Source organism: Microbacterium halimionae, from assembly GCF_011761265.1.
GTDB classification, from domain to species: Bacteria; Actinomycetota; Actinomycetes; order Actinomycetales; family Microbacteriaceae; genus Microbacterium; species Microbacterium halimionae.
In genome coordinates, this window is the sequence record NZ_JAAOZB010000001.1 from 1390135 (window position 1) to 1409105 (window position 18971).

Annotated in this window: 14 protein-coding genes; 8 read left to right on the forward strand and 6 right to left on the reverse strand. The window is 57.9% G+C overall.

The features are described 5' to 3' along the window. Window positions 1-50: 50 nt before the first annotated feature. From purE to FHS06_RS06415, 6 genes are all read left to right on the forward strand, one after another. Complete coding sequence (gene purE, locus FHS06_RS06390) at window positions 51-518, forward strand: 5-(carboxyamino)imidazole ribonucleotide mutase (RefSeq protein WP_167048037.1); 468 nt, start codon at window positions 51-53, stop codon at window positions 516-518. Further along, complete coding sequence (locus tag FHS06_RS06395; protein WP_310734844.1) at window positions 515-1960, forward strand: LCP family protein; 1446 nt, start codon at window positions 515-517, stop codon at window positions 1958-1960. Before purE ends, FHS06_RS06395 begins: the two co-directional genes overlap by 4 nt. Window positions 1961-2026: 66 nt before the next feature. Then, window positions 2027-3130, forward strand: a complete 1104-nt coding sequence (locus tag FHS06_RS06400; protein WP_167046926.1) for a glycosyltransferase — start codon at window positions 2027-2029, stop codon at window positions 3128-3130. A 146-nt stretch (window positions 3131-3276) separates the two neighbouring features. After that, window positions 3277-4152, forward strand: a complete 876-nt coding sequence (locus FHS06_RS06405) for an ABC transporter permease (RefSeq protein WP_208387891.1) — start codon at window positions 3277-3279, stop codon at window positions 4150-4152. Next, entirely contained in the window at window positions 4152-4901 is a 750-nt protein-coding gene (locus tag FHS06_RS06410) for an ABC transporter ATP-binding protein (RefSeq protein ID WP_167046929.1), read from the forward strand. The genes FHS06_RS06405 and FHS06_RS06410 overlap by 1 nt, the downstream gene beginning before the upstream one ends. Before the next feature lie 238 nt (window positions 4902-5139). Further along, window positions 5140-7698, forward strand: a complete 2559-nt coding sequence (locus tag FHS06_RS06415; RefSeq protein WP_167046932.1) for a glycosyltransferase — start codon at window positions 5140-5142, stop codon at window positions 7696-7698. Window positions 7699-7775: 77 nt separating this feature from the next. Here the strand turns inward: FHS06_RS06415 and FHS06_RS06420 are convergent, their stop codons facing one another. Both FHS06_RS06420 and FHS06_RS06425 read right to left on the reverse strand, forming a co-directional pair. Then, window positions 7776-8195 carry an acyltransferase gene (locus FHS06_RS06420; RefSeq protein ID WP_208387892.1) on the reverse strand — a complete coding sequence of 140 codons (420 nt, stop codon included), beginning with the start codon at window positions 8193-8195 and terminating at the stop codon, window positions 7776-7778. Between the two features lie 191 nt (window positions 8196-8386). After that, on the reverse strand, window positions 8387-9469 hold the full coding sequence (locus FHS06_RS06425) for a glycosyltransferase (RefSeq protein WP_167046935.1): 1083 nt from the start codon (window positions 9467-9469) through the stop codon (window positions 8387-8389). 305 nt (window positions 9470-9774) lie between these two features. Here FHS06_RS06425 and FHS06_RS06430 point away from each other — a divergent pair, with 305 nt between their 5' ends. Then, window positions 9775-12561, forward strand: a complete 2787-nt coding sequence (locus tag FHS06_RS06430) for an SH3 domain-containing protein (RefSeq protein WP_167046938.1) — start codon at window positions 9775-9777, stop codon at window positions 12559-12561. 359 nt (window positions 12562-12920) lie between these two features. Further along, complete coding sequence (locus FHS06_RS06435; protein WP_167046941.1) at window positions 12921-14540, forward strand: ArnT family glycosyltransferase; 1620 nt, start codon at window positions 12921-12923, stop codon at window positions 14538-14540. Window positions 14541-14742: 202 nt separating this feature from the next. Here the strand turns inward: FHS06_RS06435 and FHS06_RS06440 are convergent, their stop codons facing one another. From FHS06_RS06440 to rfbA, 4 genes are read right to left on the reverse strand one after another with little or no spacing between them, the layout of a single operon-like run. Continuing rightward, on the reverse strand, window positions 14743-15639 hold the full coding sequence (locus FHS06_RS06440) for a glycosyltransferase family 2 protein (protein WP_167046944.1): 897 nt from the start codon (window positions 15637-15639) through the stop codon (window positions 14743-14745). Next, entirely contained in the window at window positions 15639-17066 is a 1428-nt protein-coding gene (locus FHS06_RS06445; protein ID WP_167046947.1) for a sugar nucleotide-binding protein, read from the reverse strand. The genes FHS06_RS06440 and FHS06_RS06445 overlap by 1 nt, the downstream gene beginning before the upstream one ends. A 5-nt stretch (window positions 17067-17071) precedes the next feature. Continuing rightward, a complete protein-coding gene (gene rfbB / locus FHS06_RS06450) occupies window positions 17072-18073 on the reverse strand; it encodes a dTDP-glucose 4,6-dehydratase (protein WP_167046950.1) in 1002 nt (333 codons plus the stop codon). Further along, complete coding sequence (gene rfbA / locus FHS06_RS06455; protein WP_167046953.1) at window positions 18073-18945, reverse strand: glucose-1-phosphate thymidylyltransferase RfbA; 873 nt, start codon at window positions 18943-18945, stop codon at window positions 18073-18075. The genes rfbB and rfbA overlap by 1 nt, the downstream gene beginning before the upstream one ends. Window positions 18946-18971: the final 26 nt, after the last annotated feature.

The following is an 18971-nucleotide window of genomic DNA, read 5'->3' on the forward strand; positions in this document are numbered from 1 at the left end:
GGGTGACTGAGCCGCTGCACGCTTCCTCCGCCCCGCTTGTCGGCGTCGTGATGGGTTCCGACTCCGACTGGCGAGTGATGAGCGCTGCATCGGAGGCGCTGAGAGATTTCTCGATAGCCCACGAAGTCGAGGTCGTCTCGGCCCACCGCACGCCAGACAAGCTTCTCCGCTACGGGCGGGAGGCGCGGGCGCGCGGCATCCGAGTCATCATCGCTGGCGCTGGTGGTGCCGCGCATCTTCCGGGCATGCTCGCGTCGGTGACGTCGCTTCCCGTCGTGGGAGTTCCTGTGCCGCTGGCGTATCTTGACGGCATGGATTCGCTCTTGAGTATCGTGCAGATGCCTGCGGGAATCCCGGTGGCGACGGTTTCGATCGGTGGTGCAAAAAACGCCGGGCTTCTTGCCGCCCGTATTCTCGGTGTGAACGAGCCAGAGCTCGGCGAACGAATTGACGCCTACGCTCGCGAGCTAGAGGCGGTCGTCGAGGAGAAGAACGCACGGCTGAAGGGCTCACTGTGAGCGTTGCGAGCCCGGCGCGTTTGACGCCGCGAGCGAGCACTCCCGACCTGGTAAACCCATTTCCGATGCGGTATCCGGACTCATCGTCACGCCAGGTGATGAGTCGGCGAGGCTGGTGGCTAGTCCTTCTCAACTTCTTCATCCCGGGTTCTGCGCAGGCCGCAGCCGGTGGTCGGCGGCTAGCGCGTATCGGCCTCTTCGCCACGCTTCTGATGTGGGCACTTGTCGTACTGACCGCCCTCACAGCGCTGCTGTGGCGTTCAGTTTTGTTTAGCCTTGCCACCAACTGGTTCGTGCTCCTGCTGCTGCAGGGCGTATGTCTGGCCTACGCGGCACTGTGGATTCTGCTCACAATAGACACGCTCAGAATTGTGCGCCTTGTAAAGACCAAGCCGCTTTCTCGGTTCGGAATTGTTGCACTTGCCGCGATACTCGCTGTCGCGTCGAGCGGCGGCGCCGCCTACGCGGCGAATGCTGCCGGAGCAACCCGTGGTGCGATCGTCGATATCTTCGGGTCGTCGGCACCCGCCGTGCCTCCGAGCGACGGCTACTACAACATCCTCGTTCTGGGGGCCGACAGCGGCGAAGGCCGCGACTCGATGCGCTTTGACAGCATTTCCGTCGTATCGGTCAATGCCGATTCCGGAGCAGTCACGATCACGGGTCTTCCGCGAGACATGGGACACTTCCCGTTCGCAGAAGGACCGATGCAAGACCTCTACCCAGATGGCCACAGCGGATATTCCGATCCCGTGTGTGGGTGGGGCAGTGGTCTCAATCAGCTCCGCACCGAGGTTGAGGTGTGCCGTGACGGCGCAGCGCTTTACCCCGATGCAGTATCCAACGGGTCAGAGCCGGGCGTTGAGGCGACCAAGGATGCCGCGGAGGGCATCCTTGGCATCGAAATCCCGTACTACGTCTTTATCGACATGGATGGATTCGCGGCTCTGATCGATGCGCTCGGTGGGGTAGACATCAACGTCACGGAGCGACTCCCCGAAGGTGGTGGTCCAGCATACGAAGGACAGCCCGCCGACGACTGGGCGATTGGCTGGATCGAAATTGGCCAGCAGCACATGGACGGCAACACCGCTCAGTGGTATGCGCGGTCGCGCTACACGACCAGTGACTGGGACCGCATGCAGCGCCAGCGTGAACTGCAAGAAGCGATGCTCGCGCAGTTCACCCCAGAGAATGTGCTGTCCCGGTTCCAGGACATCGTGGCTGCGGGAACCCATCTGGTCGAGACTGATGTGCCACAATCCCTGTTGCCGACGCTCGCCGAGCTGGCCATGGATGCCAAATCGCAGCCGGTGACGACCATCGAGCTGACACCCGAAGCGAACAACATCGACCAGGATGACCCCGACATCGATTACATCCACGAACTGATCCGAACGACGCTTCACCCTCCGTCGCCGACCCCTAGTTCTTCGGACTGATAACGATCTTGCACCTGGGGTGGTGGCATCCGGGTTGCACCCATCTGGCGAGATTACGCTCGAAGGATGACCGCGACACTACGGGTCGTTCTCGACCAGCTCACCACCCCGACCGACGCGAACCTTGCGATGGCCGAGAGCGAACTCGCGCGCGCACTGGTGCAGACAGCACCGCGTGGGTGCGTCGTTTCGGCGATAGTTCCTGCAAACCACGCCGATGAGGCAGAGCGCCTGATTCCCGGGTTGAAGGATGTGACCCAGTCGACTCTTGCGCGTCGTGAACTCACCGCTGCATGGCAGCTCGGCGTCGCACCCCGCCTTGGCGGAGGGCTCATTCATGCGGCCTCGTTGGCTGCTCCTCTGGTCAAGCACGATCGTGTGCATAACCACGATCAGACAGTTGTGACGCTCTGGGACCTCACTCCGTGGCTTGGTGGAGAAGGGATGTCGAAGCCCGCTCTCATGTGGCATCGTGCAATGCTCAAGCGCGCCGAACGGCACGCGGATGCTGTCATCGTCCCCACGCATACGATGGCCGAGCAGCTGCGTGAGGTTTCGCGCTTGGGCTCTCGGGTGCGTGTGATTTCCGGAGCTGCACCCGAAGGCTTCGCGGCACCAACGGATGCAGTGGGTCGCCGCCGCACTCTGGAGCTTCCCGAGGAGCACATTGTCGTGGCTCCGGGTTCACCCGCAGAACTTCGCGTCGCGTTCGCTGCGATCGTGGATGCCGGTATCGAATTGCCGGTAGTAGTTCTCGATCAGGCAGAGGGCCGCGAGCCAGCTGTGGTCGAGATCGCCGTGTCGACGGGGCTTGTCTCCTCCCGTGTGCACGTCAGGTCGACGCTTGACGTCGCCGACAGGGCCGCTGTGCTCGAATCCGCGCGGGCCATGGTGGCGCCTTCTGGAGCGAGTTCGTTCCCGTGGCGGGTACTCGAAGCACTCAAGCTCGGCGTCCCGATCGTTGCTGCGGCATCCGACGTGCATAAAGAGGTGCTCTTCGACGGCGGTCTGATTGCCGAAAACGAGAATGCATTCGGTGAGTCGCTCGCACAGATCATGGGTTCGGATACCTCCCACCACCGCTTCGCCATCATGGCTGCGGATCGCGGTCGCGGCTTCTCATGGCGCGTTGCTGCCGAGAGCGTGTGGGCGCTTCACGCTGAACTCTGAGCGCTGCCGGTTGCGGACACGATCACGACGCTTATTAGGGGGAAAGATCTGTTAGCGGTGCATCACCGGTGTCTCTTCAGGCTAGAGACGATGGCGTGACGTAAGATCATGATCGGCCTATCCCCGCCGTTCAGAAAGCGAACACATTGACTACTGGTATCCCAGTCGATATTTCGGCGTTCGACACTCCAGGTCGAGGCCGCGGTATATTCGACATCTTCGGAAGACGGTATCTCCTCCAACTCCTCGTGAGGAAGGGCACCGCGACCCGTTACCGTAACTCGGTTCTTGGCTGGGTCTGGTCATATGTGAAGCCCGGCGCTCAGTTCCTCATCTACTACCTGGTGATGGGGATTATTCTTCAATTCCACAGGGACGTTCCGAACTTTGCGATCTACCTGTTCGCAGGCGTCGTTGTCGTGAACTTGTTCAACGAAGCGTTCGGTAACGCGACAAACGCAATCGTTGATAACAGAGCGCTCGTTAAAAAGATATATCTTCCTCGCGAACTGTTTCCCGTAGCGGCGATCATCGGGGCGTTCGTCCATTTTCTACCGCAGCTTCTTATTCTTCTCGCTGTCTGTCTGATCGTTGGATGGGCGCCATCCATGCTCGCGTTGGGTGGGGTCTTGCTCGGCGTGCTGATCGTGCTTATGTTCGCATTGGGAATGGGACTCTTCTTTAGCGGTATAAATGTGAGGTTCAGGGACGCGCAGAACTTCGTTGACTTGATCAAAATGTTCTCGACCTGGACATCCCCAGTTCTATACACATGGACTCTTGTCGCGGACGCGCTCCAGGGCCACCAGTGGCTGTTCTACATCTACATGTGCAACCCGATCACCGTCGCAGTCGAGCTTTTCCATTTAGGTTTCTGGGATGCAACGGTCGATATCACCCACGGACTTCCAGCGCATTTTAACCTCATGATTATCGTGGCGCTGATTATCTCAGCGGCCTCCCTCGTTATCGGACAACTCACGTTCCGTCGTTTTGAGCGCACGTTTGCGCAGGATCTCTAATGAATGAATTACTCGCCTCAACTGTGACTGAACCGTGCATCATTGTTGATCACGTTTCGAAACGATTTCTTCGCCGCAACACGCATTCGTTCAAAGAAGCCTTTGTGAGTTGGATCAAGAGGAAAAAGGTACGCGCCGACACATTCCTTGCATTGAATGACATCTCATTTCAGGTTGGTAACGGGGAGTCGCTTGCTGTCCTTGGATTAAACGGCTCGGGTAAGTCCACGACGCTCAAGTTGATCTCGGGAGTATTGGAACCAGACGACGGGCGTGTCTTTACGAGGGGTCGGGTCGCGGGGCTCATCGAAGTTGGTGCTGGCTTTCATCCGGACCTGTCGGGCCGCGAGAACGTCTACCTGAACGCAGCAATTCTCGGTATGGAGCGCAAACAAATCGACGAGCGGTTCGACGATATTGTCGCGTTCTCAGAGATCGGCGAGTTTATCGATCAGGAGGTCAAGTACTACTCCTCAGGGATGTTCATGCGCTTGGCGTTTTCCGTAGCCATCCACGTCGACCTCGAGATACTCCTCGTCGATGAAGTTCTATCGGTAGGTGATGCGCCGTTCCGAGCCAAGTGTTACGAGAAAATCCGTGAACTAACTGCTCGTGGCGTCACGATGATCGTCGTAAGTCATGACACGAAGACCATACGCGAGCTTTGCCAGCGTGGTGTGGTAATCGAAAAAGGAACAAAGGTGTTCGACGGCCCAATTGAAGAGGCGGCTGCATATCTTGCACGTTGAACGTGAACCTTTCGATTTTTCCAGCTCCGAGAGCGTATGCGTGGAGTTGATTTCAGGGGTTCCTTGTCTCTACCCACGCTCAGCGTACGCATCTGATTCGGAGCGGCAGTGGTCGGGAGATGCGCTTTCATCTATGGTTCTTCGCGGCATCCTTGCCGAGCATTCGGTTCCCTCGAGCCGGGGTCCTTCTTCACATCGTGGACGACTGTTGACTGGTGGCAGCGCATTGGACTTCGCCGTGGCCGGGGACGTCGTGTGGGGGGCAGGCCTCAGCGGCGAAATCCTCACTGGCGCACTCCCCACTCAGTTGGATGTTCGCTCGGTGCGCGGTCCGTTGACTAGGGCCGCGCTCCTCGCGCATGGCGTTGACGTATCGGACGTGTTTGCAGATCCGGTTTTTTTGCTGCCTTCGTTTTTTCCGGACGTGGTTTCTGGCGAAAACAACGCGGACGAGGTGCTCATTGTTCCAAGCGTCGACGAGATTAGCCGCTTTGATGGTTCGAATGTTGCTAGTCCCTTTGCCGAGCCGCTCAAGCTGATAAATCGTATCGCGAGCGCACAATTCGTTACGGGGAGCTCGCTTCGTGCAATCAGCGTCGCTGAGGCTTTTGGAGTACCGTCCCGTTTGATATTGCCGGTGGGTGCGCACCCTTTTGAGTACGTCGATTACTTTCTAGGGACCGGCCGATCGAGCATTGTTTTTGCGTCATCGCTGTCCCAAGCGTTGGCGATGGGGCCAGAGGACGCCCCTGAAGTACCGCTTGACGCTCTGCGTGATGCATTTCCACTCGATCTTTGGGGACGCGCTGCCAGCGTGGGGAATGCCAATGCGGCAAAGAACGCTACAAAGAGCTCGAGCTACATCGCGCGCCGCGCTGAGGCGGACGCAGAGCGTGAGCGAATCGTGAGCTCTATGCCATGGGGAGCGTCGGACACAGACGCTCAGGCACTGCTCAGACTGGATCAGTTGACTGCTCAAGACAAGCCTGCGGATGGCGTGACGCGCGAAGAGGCGCAGATACTTGGTTTATCGCTCCCACATCTCGGTCCATTGCGCCGCACTGCAGGAGTGGTTCTCTCTATCGTCGTTCCGACACATAACGTTCGGGACTGGGTGGAGGCCACGTTGAAGTCGATTCTGGCTCAGAATGTTCCGAAGATGCAGGTGATCGTTGTCGATGACCATTCGACGGACGGGACTCTAGAATTACTGCGGAACATCGCCGAGGGTGATCAACGAGTTCAAGTGATTTCGGCGGTGACATCAGGGGGCGGCTCGGCTCGAAACATCGGGGTCGATCACGCGCGTGGCAAATACCTCATTTTCTGCGACGGGGATGACATCGTTCCCGATGGCGCGTATGCCGCTCTGATCTCTTCGTTGGAAGAATCAGGTTCCGAAATCGCGATTGGTGACTATCTAAAATTCTCACCCAACGACACCTGGCGCCCGACCGCTGCGATGGAGGCCTTCGACCGCCCGCAGCTAAAAACTTCTATCGCAGACGAGCCCACTCTCGTTTACAGCAGACCCTGTTGGAACAAGGCATTCCGGCGGGACTTTTGGGAGTCTCAGCACATAAGGTTCCCCGACGTTTCGCGGTCGAACGATATCGTGCCAATGACACGGGCATACCTGCTTGCGCGCCGCATCGACATCATCGAGGATGTTGTCTATCTCTACCGGGATAGGCCCGGAACGTCGTCAATGACAGCTCGCGCGCGCAGTGCGGCATCCACCGTTAGTTATTTCGAACAAGAGGCGGAATGTGCGCGCTTAGTCATTTCTGCTCACAACTTTGCTCTCAACGCCATCTACTCATCGCTGATTTTTGATCGCGACGGCTTTGTTCATATCGCCAAATACCTTCAGTGTTGGGCGGGTCCTTCCTCCTCAGACGAGCTCGTATCCGGGGCCGTTGAAGAGCTTCTGCGACTGACCGAAAGGCCTCCGCTCCGAATTCATCCGCTCAAACGAATGACGCTTGTTTTCGTTTCGCTAGGGGACTTCCGCGCTGCTGCAGCAGCAGTGCAGCTTCTCGATGAAGACAGCATCAGCGAAACAGAGTCGGTTGCCAAGCTGTGGTGTGATTTCATCAAGGGGCTTACGAATCTGAACGACCCGATCGACTCGGAAGATTTAAGGTTCTTTTCTGAGCGAGTTGCCGACGCATTGAAGCAAGGAGCGATGGAATTCGAGAGTCGCGTATCAAGGGATGCGCTCCTGGCCGCAAGCGAGGGCTTGTTCGGCGAGAGTTTCGTCAGGGCTGCGACGCTGTTTGATTTCATTGATAGTGACACAGTTGCGTTCATAAAACTGCGTGCCGAGGTAGGTGGCAGTGTGTCCGATGTAAGCGGTGGCGCCAGCCTGATTCTTAGAGGATCCTCTCGAGTCGGCTCGGACCGGGTGAGCCCAATCCTGTACGACCCGGCCTCGACGACTCACCCATGGATTGCTCCGCGAAGCGTGGAATGGACCGAAGAGGGGGAAGAGTTCTCGTGGACGGCTCAGTGGGATGCAGGATCACTGCCGATGCACAGATCCGTAGTGCCGGCACTTGCCGACACCACAGAAGATATCGCTGTGCCTGTGCCAGTGCGGGCGGAACCCCCTGAGTACGTCGGCTTCGATACTTTTCTCTACCGATCCGTTCGAGAGAGCTTATTCATCGATCGACGACGCCACTGGGCTATTCGTGCGGTGCGACGTGGAGCGATCATTACAAGAGACCGTGCGGTGCACATGCCTGCTCGCGCAAAGTCCGGGCTTCAGAAACTTCTATTATCGTCTGATTAATTCTCGCCCTCGAAGTAAGTCTGCCCGGGGCGAATCAGCTTTCTCGAGCACGGCATCGGAGGGGCTGCGCTCGACGACTAGGGAGCGAGTTCTCGAATTAGTTTTGCGGGGATGCCGCCGACGAGAGAATTCGATGCCACGTCGTTTACGACAACGGCGCCGGCGGCAACGATGCAGCCTGTGCCAATAGTCACTCCGGCGAGCACGGTAACTCCGGCCCCTATCCAGGTGCCAGCGCCAACGACGATTGGGTCGTGTCGGACTTTACCTGCTCGCTTCTTAGCGGGACCAATTTCATGGGTGTCAGTGATGAACCGAGCAAACGGCCCGATGTTGACGTCGTCCCCGATAGCGGTGTGGGGTCGGATGTAAACATCTCGGTTGATGAAAACACGATCTCCGATGGTCACAGGGCCGAGGATGTTGCCCCCCGCGTAGATCTTGGCGAAAACTCCGATGGTGATGTCGCCTACGCAGCTTACGCTCTCGTGAATCATTTGAGCATTTTAGCCGACAAGAAAATTGAAGCGAGCCGGTATTGGATGCACCTGCAGGAATTAAAGCTCAGCGTTGGTGGAGTTCGAGGGGGGGGGGGGGGGGGATAGTTGACTATGTATGCGAGCCAGGAGCAGGCGAAAAATTCACCCGCAATGTCCGACGGTCGACATGCTTACCCTCGTAAATCAAGTCAGAAGCGCCGGGGCGGAGGGGCCAAGGAATCGAGCAGAGCTAGATACTCTTTCGAGATTTCCCAGGGCGATCTATCACGGACAAAACTCGAAAACTCAGCTTCGTCGATACTGCGAAGTTCGTCGGTCCCGCGAAGTATTTCCGCAATCGAGTCCTCCGGGTTCGTCTGGTCGAAGAACCTTACCCAATTCTCGTCCTCAAACATGGCCCGAAGATGATCTTCACCGGGCAGTATCACGGGCAGCCTGTATGTCGCTGCCAGGTGAACGCTTCCGGAGTTCAGTATCGCGGTATACGGGAATGCAGCAACATCCGCTGCGGCCAACCACCGAGCGAGGTCCCCATCCTCAACGAAGTTGAGATGCAACACGGTGCGCATGTCCGGCGGTATCATTTCGCGCACTTCATCGGCGGTGGTTTCTTTGACAGCTCCGGCGAGCATCAGCACGGGCGAAATGCCTGGCCCGTCAAGTTTCGACACGGCTCTGATCAGCGTCTGAACTCCCTTATATGGCCTAATTTGGCCGAGAAATAAAACGGCGAAGTCTTCTGGGCGCAGCCCAAAGGATTCTCGCGCGAGCTCACGGTCGGGTGCTGCGGAGTAAATCCCGTCGTAGGTCGAATGCGGAATAATCCGAACTTTCTCCGCGGGCAATGTGCAGATATCAGAAAGCACCGAAGGCGTGACAGGGTTCATTATGTGAATGGCATGCGCTTCTTCTGCGAGGATTCGGTAAAGCGCGACCTCGGACTCGCGATGTACCACCTCGTGAGGAAGCCGGTTGTGAATAGTCCAGACAATATTCACCTCACGCTTGCGAAGCGCTGGTAGCAGCTTCGCGAATTCTCGAACTCGCCGGATCGCCTCGTCATTGGTGAGCGCGCCCTGCAAAAGGGGTGAGGTCCAATGCATATGCAATACGTCACCGCTTTCGAGACGCTTCGCCTCACCAAGAAGGCTCTCGTACTGGGTCGCCGCAAGAAAATGATATCCCGAGGAGCGAGGCGCGAGGCCGAGAAGGTTCAGGTAGGGGTTTTCTCTCCATGAAGGAAAAACAAGTACCTGTGGCCCACTCTTCATCCCCGCAGCTTACTTTGTTTCTCTCACCCCTCCATACCCGAACGCGACGTCGATACCAAGACGAGCACGGCTGTAAAACGGGGTGCATTCGCTCGCCCCAAAGTCTGGACCGGAGGGGTTCGTGAAACGCGCCTGGTTTTCAATGCGTGCTCCTTCGATCCATGTTTTGGCTTCTATGGTCTCTCCCCTCGCGAGGCCGGTAGTTTCGAACGCTGAATCGATCTGATCCACTTCTGACGCCCGTCGCGTGCCCAAAGTTATTGCAATCATTGGTGCTCACAGGTAACTTCCGTCACACTATTCACATGAGACACTCATTGTTCTCGCGGTTCGGCATGCGCGCCGGCGTGGCGAGTCTTGCAGCGTTCGCCTTGGTGATCGCCATATTGGTTGCAGCCGCGCAGCCAGCGACCGCCACTGAGCCTGACGCCTCAGTGGCTATGACTTCCGCAAATACGCTTGAAGCCGAAGTCTCCGCGGACATCGCAAAGAGCGCCGACCTGTCTCGGTTTGATGCGGGACGCATCATTAGCGACGATGATTTCTTCAACTCCGGCACAATGACTGAGTCGCAGATTCAGGCCTTCTTGGAGAAGAAGGTTTCGTCGTGTCGGAGTGGATACACATGTCTGAAGGACTGGTATGACACGTCCCGTTCTACGAGTTCGAATGCTATGTGCGATGCCTACAGCGGGGGAATGCGTGAACGCGCATCCCGGATCATCTATAAGGTTGCGAAGGCCTGCGGCATCAATCCCCAGGTGCTGCTCGTAATGCTCGAGAAAGAACAAGGCCTCGTTAGTCACGTGTGGCCGAGTGAGTTCCGCTACACAATCGCGATGGGGCAAGGATGCCCCGACACAGCAGCATGTGACACTCAGTACTACGGATTCTTCAACCAGGTCTACGGCGCAGCGCGCCAGATGAAGATCTACACTGTCTATCCGAACTCGTTCGCCTACCGCGCGGGCCAGACGAACTCAATCTATTGGCATCCAAACGCATCTTGCGGCACCTCGAGCGTTTACATCGCGAATCAGGCTACGGCGAATCTGTATATCTATACTCCCTATCGTCCAAATTCTGCAGCGTTGAACGCGGGTTACGGGACGGGCGATGGGTGCTCCTCGTACGGCAATCGAAATTTCTATCAATACTTTACCGACTGGTTCAAATCGCCGGTCACGAGCGATCCGTGCGCTCAGCCATCGAGCGTGTCGAACGCAAAAAAGGTGTATGTCGTGAGCGCCGGCACCCTGAATGCTCGGACAGCTCCATCGACTTCCTGCTCGAAGAGCGTCATCGCGCTCTCGTCGGGAACAGCAGTTCAGGCCATTGGCGTATTGGACGGGTGGCTAAAGATTCGATGGTTGGACCAGGACCGCTGGATTTCACGAGACTACGTGCGTTACGCGAGCCAGGACGAGTCATATTGTGCTGTTCCAGGCAACGTCAAGTCTGCTTCCAAGGTTTACGTCATCGCCGACGAAGTTACAGGGCGGGCAGTCCCCAACTCTCGTTGCGCATCGCAATCTGAATCTCTCGACGCCGGTTCTATACTGCAAGCTCTGACAGTTAATGCTGATCGTGACTGGATCACTGTCGCTTCCGCACGCGGTAACTATTGGGTGGAACGCTCTGCAGTTCGATACGCGACCACGAGCGAGGCGGTGTGCGCAGAACCCGCCACTTTCGGAGCAGCTTCGAAGACCTATGTTGTCAAGGCCGGAGGTGCAGCAGCTCGAAGCGCCCCTAATTCTCGATGCGAAATCGGCTCCTCTCTTCTGCCTGCGAACGTCGCTGTGACTGCTTCGGCCATCAGCGCGGACCGCGAATGGATTCGCGTGAATATCGGCGGCGCGCACGCATGGGTCCGTCGTACTGACACAACAAAGGCGAGCTCAACGGCGCTTTCATGCGCGATCCCTGGTGACGCGAAGTCAGCGACGAAGACCTATGTCCTGAAATCCGCTTCGACGGGGCGCATAGCGCCAAACGTGAGTTGCTCTAGTGAGAAGCAGGCGTTGTCTTCTGGGTTGGTTGTGCAAGCTATCGGTGTGGTGGACGGGTGGTTGAAGGTGCAACTTGAGAACGGGTACGCCTGGATCCCGCGATCGAGCGTCGATTACGCAAGTCCGGCGCAGGAGCTTTGTGCAGTCCCTGCCGCGGTGGGATCGGCTCGTCTAACCTATGTCGTGGGCGGCGGCGGCACAGCTGGGCGTGCAGCACCGGACGCAGGATGCGACTCAAACGCCATCGACCTCGCTGAAGGCACGATCGTCCAAGGACTCGGGGTAGACGCCTCACGCAGCTGGCTCAAAGTCACGTTCGATGGACGTGACGTCTGGTTGAGTAGGGCAGACCTCGCGAAAGCCACTGAAGTCGACCTCACCTGCGCGGCTCCGTCTAAATATTCGGCAGCTAGGAAGCTCTATGTCGTGCAGTCGGGCACCGTGGTGTCTCGAACTGCACCTTCATACGCGTGTGGAGATAGCACAGTGGAAGTGACTGAGGGATCCGTCGTGAAGGCGGTGGCCGTCGTGGATGGTTGGTTGAAGGTGTCGTTGCCTTCGGGCGAGCGATGGATTCCCCGCGATTCCGTGCGGTACGCGACAGGTGAGGAGTTGTGCGTCGTTCGCAGTGGGGTGAAGAATGCGAAGTTGTCGTATGTGGTGACGTCGGCGGCGGCGGGCCGTGTGGCTCCAACGTCAGGTTGTGATGTGGACGTTGTCGATGTCGCGGTTGGAACGATCGTGTCTGCCGTGTCAGTTACTGCTGCAGGCGATTGGCTGAAGGTGTCGTTGCCTTCGGGCGAGCGATGGATTCCCCGCGATTCCGTGCGGTACGCGACAGGTGACGACTTGTGCGCCGTTCCCAGTGGGGTGAAGAATGCGAAGTTGTCGTATGTGGTGACGTCGGCGGCGGCGGGCCGTGTGGCTCCAACGTCAGGTTGTGATGTGGACGTTGTCGATGTCGCGGTTGGAACGATCGTGTCTGCCGTGTCAGTTACTGCTGCAGGCGATTGGCTGAAGGTGTCGTTGCCTTCGGGCGAGCGATGGATTCCCCGCGATTCCGTCGACTACTTGAGATAGCCCGCACTCTCGTCATGAGGAACAGGTTCACGAGGTTTTTGGCTCACGTTGTAAGTGGCTAGGGGGCTTCGAACGGCGAGCTAGCCGCTTCGGAATCGTCATCATCCGGTGTCGCCACTAAGCTCTATCCAATGAACTCAGAGACACAAACCCCTGGAGCGGTCAACAGGGGTGGCCTCAGAGGTTGGATTCGATCTCGCTCGAACCCCCGTTCTCTGATTTCGCTAGTCATCGTGCTCGTCGGTGCTGCCATTGTTAGCACACTGTTCGGCCTGACTCCTTTTTCGGTGAGAGCATCCGTCATCCACTACATAGCTCTCGGCAGAATCGATTGTGGAGTCGATTCGATTCGGAACGCGATGAGTTCCTTCTGCCCAGATGTCGGCGGTGATTTGGGCGGACTATTCGCGACGAACGTACCGATTATTCTGTCTGCGACCATGATTTCGCGGTTCCTGTTGGTACCAGCAGTGTGGTCCTACGCAATCGTCAACTACGTCGTGATCGTGGTCGGCATTCTAGGTACCTACCGGCTAACACGCCGCTTCGCTGTTAGGCACTGGATCGCCCTGGGCGCAGCATTTGCGTACTGCACTTCCCTCAGCGTATTTGGGCTACTCGGGTTCGGCGGGATGCTCTACGGGGCCCTGCTCTTACCCACACTCGCGGCGATCGTGGGGTACACGCTGGATCGTCTAGGGCATCGATCCAGGTGGTGGGTTCTTGGAGTAGCGGCGTGGGGACTCGTTCTCGTATCGATGCTGTTCGCTGACGGCTACACGTTTATGATGGCGTGCTTGCTCACAGGCAGTCTTGTCTTCTTCAACTCCTGGGGGAGGTGGCGACGGCCGTCCACGTGGTTCTCGTATGTCATCCTCTTCGGTGTGGTTGCGGGGTCATACGTTGCATACCGGTCTGTTGTGACAAACGCTGGAGCCTGGGGCGAAGACTCGCTCGACAAATTTCGGGCCTTTGGCCTTGATCTGAGTACGCTCTTCGTTCCGAGCAATCAGGTTTGGTGGGCCAAGCTCCTTGGAATCGGTCAGGACTCGAGCGCTCTCTGGGGAGACGGCTCGAATTCGGTCTACAACATGCTCGGCGTCTTATTCGTCTTGCTGGCGATCGTTGGACTGATCTGCCACGCGCGTTCAGTTCGACGCGAGGTAGTTGCTCTTGCTTTTGCTGGCACGGTGGCGTTAGTTTTCGCGTTGGGTCCTGCGCTAAAGTTCATGACTCTTTTTGACCCGGCTTTATCCGACGCAGCGACCAGCATGCCTGCAGGAGCCGGTATTTTGGAACTCCCTACCGCTGTTCTCTTCGAGAAAGCACCGGGCTTCGAGTACATGAGGGCGATCTATAGATGGGTCCTGGTTACACGTCTGGCTGTCGTGATTCTCGCGGCCATCTGTATCGAAACACTTTTGCGGCGCAAGAGAGCTGGTCTCGCGATCGTGCTCGCGGTTTTAGCCGTCGCAGAGGTGTCTTTCAACCCTGTCGCAGTGTTCAACAAAAACGTCGAGAACGCTCAAATGATTCGTAGCTTCGACGATGACGTCACGACGCCGCTCGCTGCAGCACTCGATACGGATGAGCGAGTGATCTTCGTGAGCGGCACCGCAAAGTCTAACGACTACCTTTCGGTGTATCTCGTGCCGACAATTAACGTCCGTAGTTGGAATATTGGCAATGATAAAGCGCTCCGTCGAGCGCGTGCTGGTTGGAGCGAGGAGGTTGACTTTCTGATCGCACGACAGCCAGCGGGCGATGAGCTTCTCGATGCTTCACTCAAGACTCTTACCTCTGGTGAGGCCGATGCAATTGTCGTTCTCGACTTTGATTTGAGGAATAGCGCGAAGTCTTGGCCACCCTCAGAATCCTTCATCGAACGTGGCCAGGAGATTTCAGACACATACTCGGCGGACGCGCGTTTCGCTGTCGAAGAGCATGAGTACTTCGACGTGGTGACGCTATCTAGGTAGTTTCGTTGACGTCTATGACGATGAATGGGCTGCTCACGATCGGCCATAGGGTTGTGCGTCACATCCGTGGCCGTAGCATCTCGATTCTTGCCACGCGTCACTAATTATCGCCACAGCGAGCGATCCGTCACCACGGGAGTCGACGCTCAGCAGGTAGGCGTGGAGTGGCTATTGCCACGAAGAAGCGAATCGGTGTGCAGATTCAGTTGACCTTGCGTTTCACCCACTGTTTGAGCCGATTCCAGAACGAAGCCTCGACGATCTCGTGACGGATCCCGGCCTCCACGTCGACAAAGCGTTGATCGATGAACTTCGTCAGATAAAGCACCAGCCCGAGCCCGTCGTTCTCCGCGTACTTGCGCAGCTCGGAATCGCGAATACGCGCATCAAATCGATCGTGGTCACTGCCCGCGCCGGTCACGCTGTTGCTCTCGGCACCACTCGTGTCGCTGCGTTGGTGCCAATATGCAAGAGCATGACCTGACAGATATTCGAGGGGTCCGCGCGCCAGCACTCGCAGGTTAAAAGCCCAGTCGCCGATGACGGGCAACGTATCGTCGTAGAGCCCAAGTTCGGCGTGAAGAGTGCGGCGGTAGAGGAATCCGATAGGAACGAACCTGTTGAACAGTAACGCGTCAGTGAGAAGAAGGTCTTGGAGATGGCCTTGGAAGAGCTCTCGACGTTCGACCGAGAACGAATCTCCGTCGCGGGTTTCCCACACGATTTCTGTTCGCGCAACCACACCGTCGCGCTCAGCATGCTGCGAAAGGTAAGAGGTCGCGTGTTCAAGGAACTCAGGATGCCACGAATCATCGTCATCGTGCAGCACGAGCAGCGGAGCAGTCGTCCCCAGCACTCCTGCGTTCGCGCTCTTCCAACGGCCGCGTGACTCGTCGTGGCTGAGAATGTGAATGCGGGGATCATTTGGCGTGGCTGCTGATGCGACGACCCGCTCGACCTGCTGAAGGTCGCCGCCGTCGTTCACGATCACGCATTCCCACTCCGCAAACGACTGCGACTGAATGCTCCTGATCGCGCGGTGCAAGAAGTGAGGACGGTCTTTCGTACGTACAATGATCGCAACTTTTGGCGCTGTCATTACAGGTCCCCTCGTGCGCTCTCGAGATAACTTATAAGGCTGTCGTGCGCGTCTGGAGTCGTCACGTTGGCCGTCTGCGCTTTAGCCAGGCTCAGCGCGCTATTTCGGGGTCGCGGCGCGACAGCTGTCGTTGACGTCGCAAAATACTCGTCTGTCGAAACGGCGCTCACGCGCTCGGGGTCGTGACCGCTCAGTCGATAGACATCGCGGGCGATGTCGTACCAAGAGCTGGGCGTGCCAGCGCCAGTTACGTTGTAAATTCCGTAGGGTGCATCTGAGGTGCACAACTGGTCGATAGCTGTCGCGATGTCGCTCGTGAACGTCAGCCGCCCGACCTGGTCATTGACGACTTTGGGGTCGATGCCTTTTTCGGCGAGGCGTGCCATGGTGCTGATGAAGTTGTTGCCGTCTCCGATGACCCAGCTGGTGCGGATGATGTAGTGGCGGGGCACGGTTTGGGCGATCGCGTCGCCGGCGGCTTTGGTTTGCCCGTAGACACCGAGGGGACAGATGGGGTCTTCTTCGGTGTATTCACCGGTTTTTGTGCCATCGAAGACGTAGTCGCTGGAGACGTGCACGAGGATGATGCCGTGCCCGGCGGCGATGCTCGCAAGGGCGGTGAGTCCGGTGACGTTCGCGGCCCACGCGTAGGTGCGCCCCTCGGGGGTTTCGGCCGTATCGACAGCGGTGTAGGCGGCAGCGTTGATGATGATGTCGTAGTCCCGCCACCGACGTGCTGTGCCAAGCCCCGGGGCGGTGATGTCGAGGGTGTCGCGTGTGGCGTATTCCACCGAGGCTTTGTCGCCGTATTCGGCTCGGAGCGCACGGCCGAGTTGCCCATCGGCTCCGATGACGAGGGTTTTTTTCGGAGGTATGGGGGTGACGTCGCTCAGGCGGGGGTGGTTTTTGTCTTTCGCGCTGATTTCTACCTGCTCGAGGGGGATGGGCCAGGTGATGTTCGCCGTTTCGTCGGCGAGGTTCAGGAACGAGTACGACGCGGTGGGCGACCAGTGGTCGTTCACGAGGTAGACGTACGCCGTGTCGGGTTCCAAGGTTTGGTAAGAGTTGCCGACGCCACGGGGAACGTAGATCGCTTTTGAGGGGTCAAGTTCTGTGGTGAACACGGCCCCGAACGTGTCGCCTTCTCGAAGGTCGACCCAGGCGCCGAAGATGCGCCCGGTGGCGACGGAGACGAATTTGTCCCAGGGTTCCGCGTGGATTCCGCGGGTCGTGCCGACGGCGTCGTTGAAGGAAATGTTGTTTTGCACGGGCCCGAAGTCTTCCAGACCTGCTGTTGTCATTTTCTCGTGTTGCCAGTTCTCTTTGAACCAGCCGCGACTGTCGCCATGGAGCGGGAGATCGAAAACGACAAGCCCGGGGATTGTGGTTTCGGTGCGGGTGAGGGGTTTACCAAACTCCGTTGCCATCGAGGTCACTGTCCCTTTGCGGCGTAGAACGCTTCGACGCCGTCCTTGGACGCTGCCCACCAGGCTTCGTTGGTGCGGTACCAGTCGATCGTTGCGGCAAGACCTGCCTCGAAGTTGCCGTAGGAGGGCGCCCAGCCAAGTTCCGTGCGGAGTTTTGTGGAATCGATCGCGTACCGCATGTCGTGTCCGGCACGGTCGGTGACGTGATCGTACGCGTCAGGTTCTTTACCCACGAGGGTGAGGATTTGCTCAACGACGTCTTTGTTGTTCTTTTCCCCGTCGGCCCCAATCAGGTACGTCTCACCCATCTCGCCCTTATCAAGGATGGTGAGGACAGCACTGGAGTGGTCGTCGGCGTGGATCCAATCGCGGACGTTCTCTCCTGCACCGTAGAGCTTGGGGCGGATGCCGCGGATCACATTCGTGATCTGACGGGGAATGAATTTCTCCACGTGCTGGTAGGGCCCGTAGTTGTTGGAACAGTTGCTGATCGTGGCCTTTACCCCAAACGATCGCACCCATGCGCGCACGAGGAGGTCGCTGCCCGCTTTCGTGCTGCTGTAAGGGGAGGACGGGTTGTAGGGGGTGTGTTCGGTGAACCGGGCCGGATCATCCAGTTCCAGGTCACCGTAGACCTCGTCGGTGGAGATGTGGTGAAAGCGACGGTCGTGTGCGCGGGCAGCTTCGAGGAGCGTGTACGTACCAATGATGTTGGTGTCAAGGAATGGACGCGGGTCGTGGAGGCTGTTGTCGTTGTGGGACTCTGCCGCGTAGTGCACAACAGCATCCACCTCTTCAAACAGACCGTTCACAACAGGAGCGTCGGCGATGTCGCCTTGAACGAACCGGAACCGGTCCGCAGGTAGGCCCTCAAGAGATGCGAGGTTTCCGGCGTAGGTGAGCTTGTCGAGCACCGTGACATGGTCATCAGTGTGCGCGAGGACATGGTGCACGAAGTTCGATCCGATGAAACCGGCACCACCGGTGACGAGGAGCTTCCGGGGCATTACTTCTCTCCTCGTTCGAGCAGTTCCATCAAATACGCCCCGTATCCAGACTTCATCATCTTCCCGGCGCGCTCAGCAAGCTGCTCGTCCGTGAGGAACCCCTGACGCCACGCGATCTCTTCCGGGCACCCGATCTTCATCCCGGTGCGGCGTTCGATCGTTCGGACGTAGTCCGCGGCATCCGTCATCTGATCAAACGTTCCCGTGTCCAACCAGGCTGTTCCGCGGGGGAGGACCTCGACCTGTAACTTCCCGCGCTCCAAATACGCCCGGTTCACATCAGTGATTTCGAGCTCACCGCGGGGTGAAGGTTGCAAGTTTCGGGCGATGTCAACGACATCGTTGTCGTAGAAATACAGACCCGGGATCGCGTAGTTCGACTTCGGTGTCGCGGGTTTCTCCTCCAACGAGATCGCACGACCATCTTTATCGAATTCGACAACACCGTATGCGGACGGTTCTGCCACCCAGTATGCGAACACGGCACCACCATCAATATCGGTATACCGATTCAACTGCGTACCAAGACCCGGACCATACAGAAGATTGTCACCAAGAACGAGAGCGACCTTGTCGTCACCGATGAAGTCCGCACCGATCGTGAACGCCTGAGCAAGTCCGTCAGGTGAGGGCTGCACCGCGAACTCGATACTGATCCCGAACTGCGACCCGTCCCCCAATAGCCTCACGAACGCATCAGCATCGTGAGGAGTCGTGATGACCAAAATCTCAGAAACACCAGCCAACATCAGCGTTGAGAGGGGGTAATACACCATCGGCTTGTCATAGACCGGTACGAGCTGCTTCGAAACACCCAAAGTCACAGGATGGAGCCGAGTACCCGAACCACCCGCAAGAATAATGCCCTTCATCCGTCAATCGTTGCACAGCTGAAGCC

Bases quoted from the DNA above. Each gene is read 5' to 3' on its own strand.
- rfbB (WP_167046950.1), bottom strand. From the start codon at position 18,073: ATGCCCCGGAAGCTCCTCGTCACCGGTGGTGCCGGTTTCATCGGATCG.
- FHS06_RS06420 (WP_208387892.1), bottom strand. From the start codon at position 8,195: ATGATTCACGAGAGCGTAAGCTGCGTAGGCGACATCACCATCGGAGTT.
- FHS06_RS06445 (WP_167046947.1), bottom strand. From the start codon at position 17,066: ATGGCAACGGAGTTTGGTAAACCCCTCACCCGCACCGAAACCACAATC.
- FHS06_RS06440 (WP_167046944.1), bottom strand. From the start codon at position 15,639: ATGACAGCGCCAAAAGTTGCGATCATTGTACGTACGAAAGACCGTCCT.
- FHS06_RS06435 (WP_167046941.1), top strand. From the start codon at position 12,921: ATGAGTTCCTTCTGCCCAGATGTCGGCGGTGATTTGGGCGGACTATTC.
- FHS06_RS06425 (WP_167046935.1), bottom strand. From the start codon at position 9,469: ATGAAGAGTGGGCCACAGGTACTTGTTTTTCCTTCATGGAGAGAAAAC.
- purE (WP_167048037.1), top strand. From the start codon at position 51: ATGGGTTCCGACTCCGACTGGCGAGTGATGAGCGCTGCATCGGAGGCG.
- FHS06_RS06400 (WP_167046926.1), top strand. From the start codon at position 2,027: ATGACCGCGACACTACGGGTCGTTCTCGACCAGCTCACCACCCCGACC.
- FHS06_RS06410 (WP_167046929.1), top strand. From the start codon at position 4,152: ATGAATGAATTACTCGCCTCAACTGTGACTGAACCGTGCATCATTGTT.
- FHS06_RS06430 (WP_167046938.1), top strand. From the start codon at position 9,775: ATGAGACACTCATTGTTCTCGCGGTTCGGCATGCGCGCCGGCGTGGCG.
- rfbA (WP_167046953.1), bottom strand. From the start codon at position 18,945: ATGAAGGGCATTATTCTTGCGGGTGGTTCGGGTACTCGGCTCCATCCT.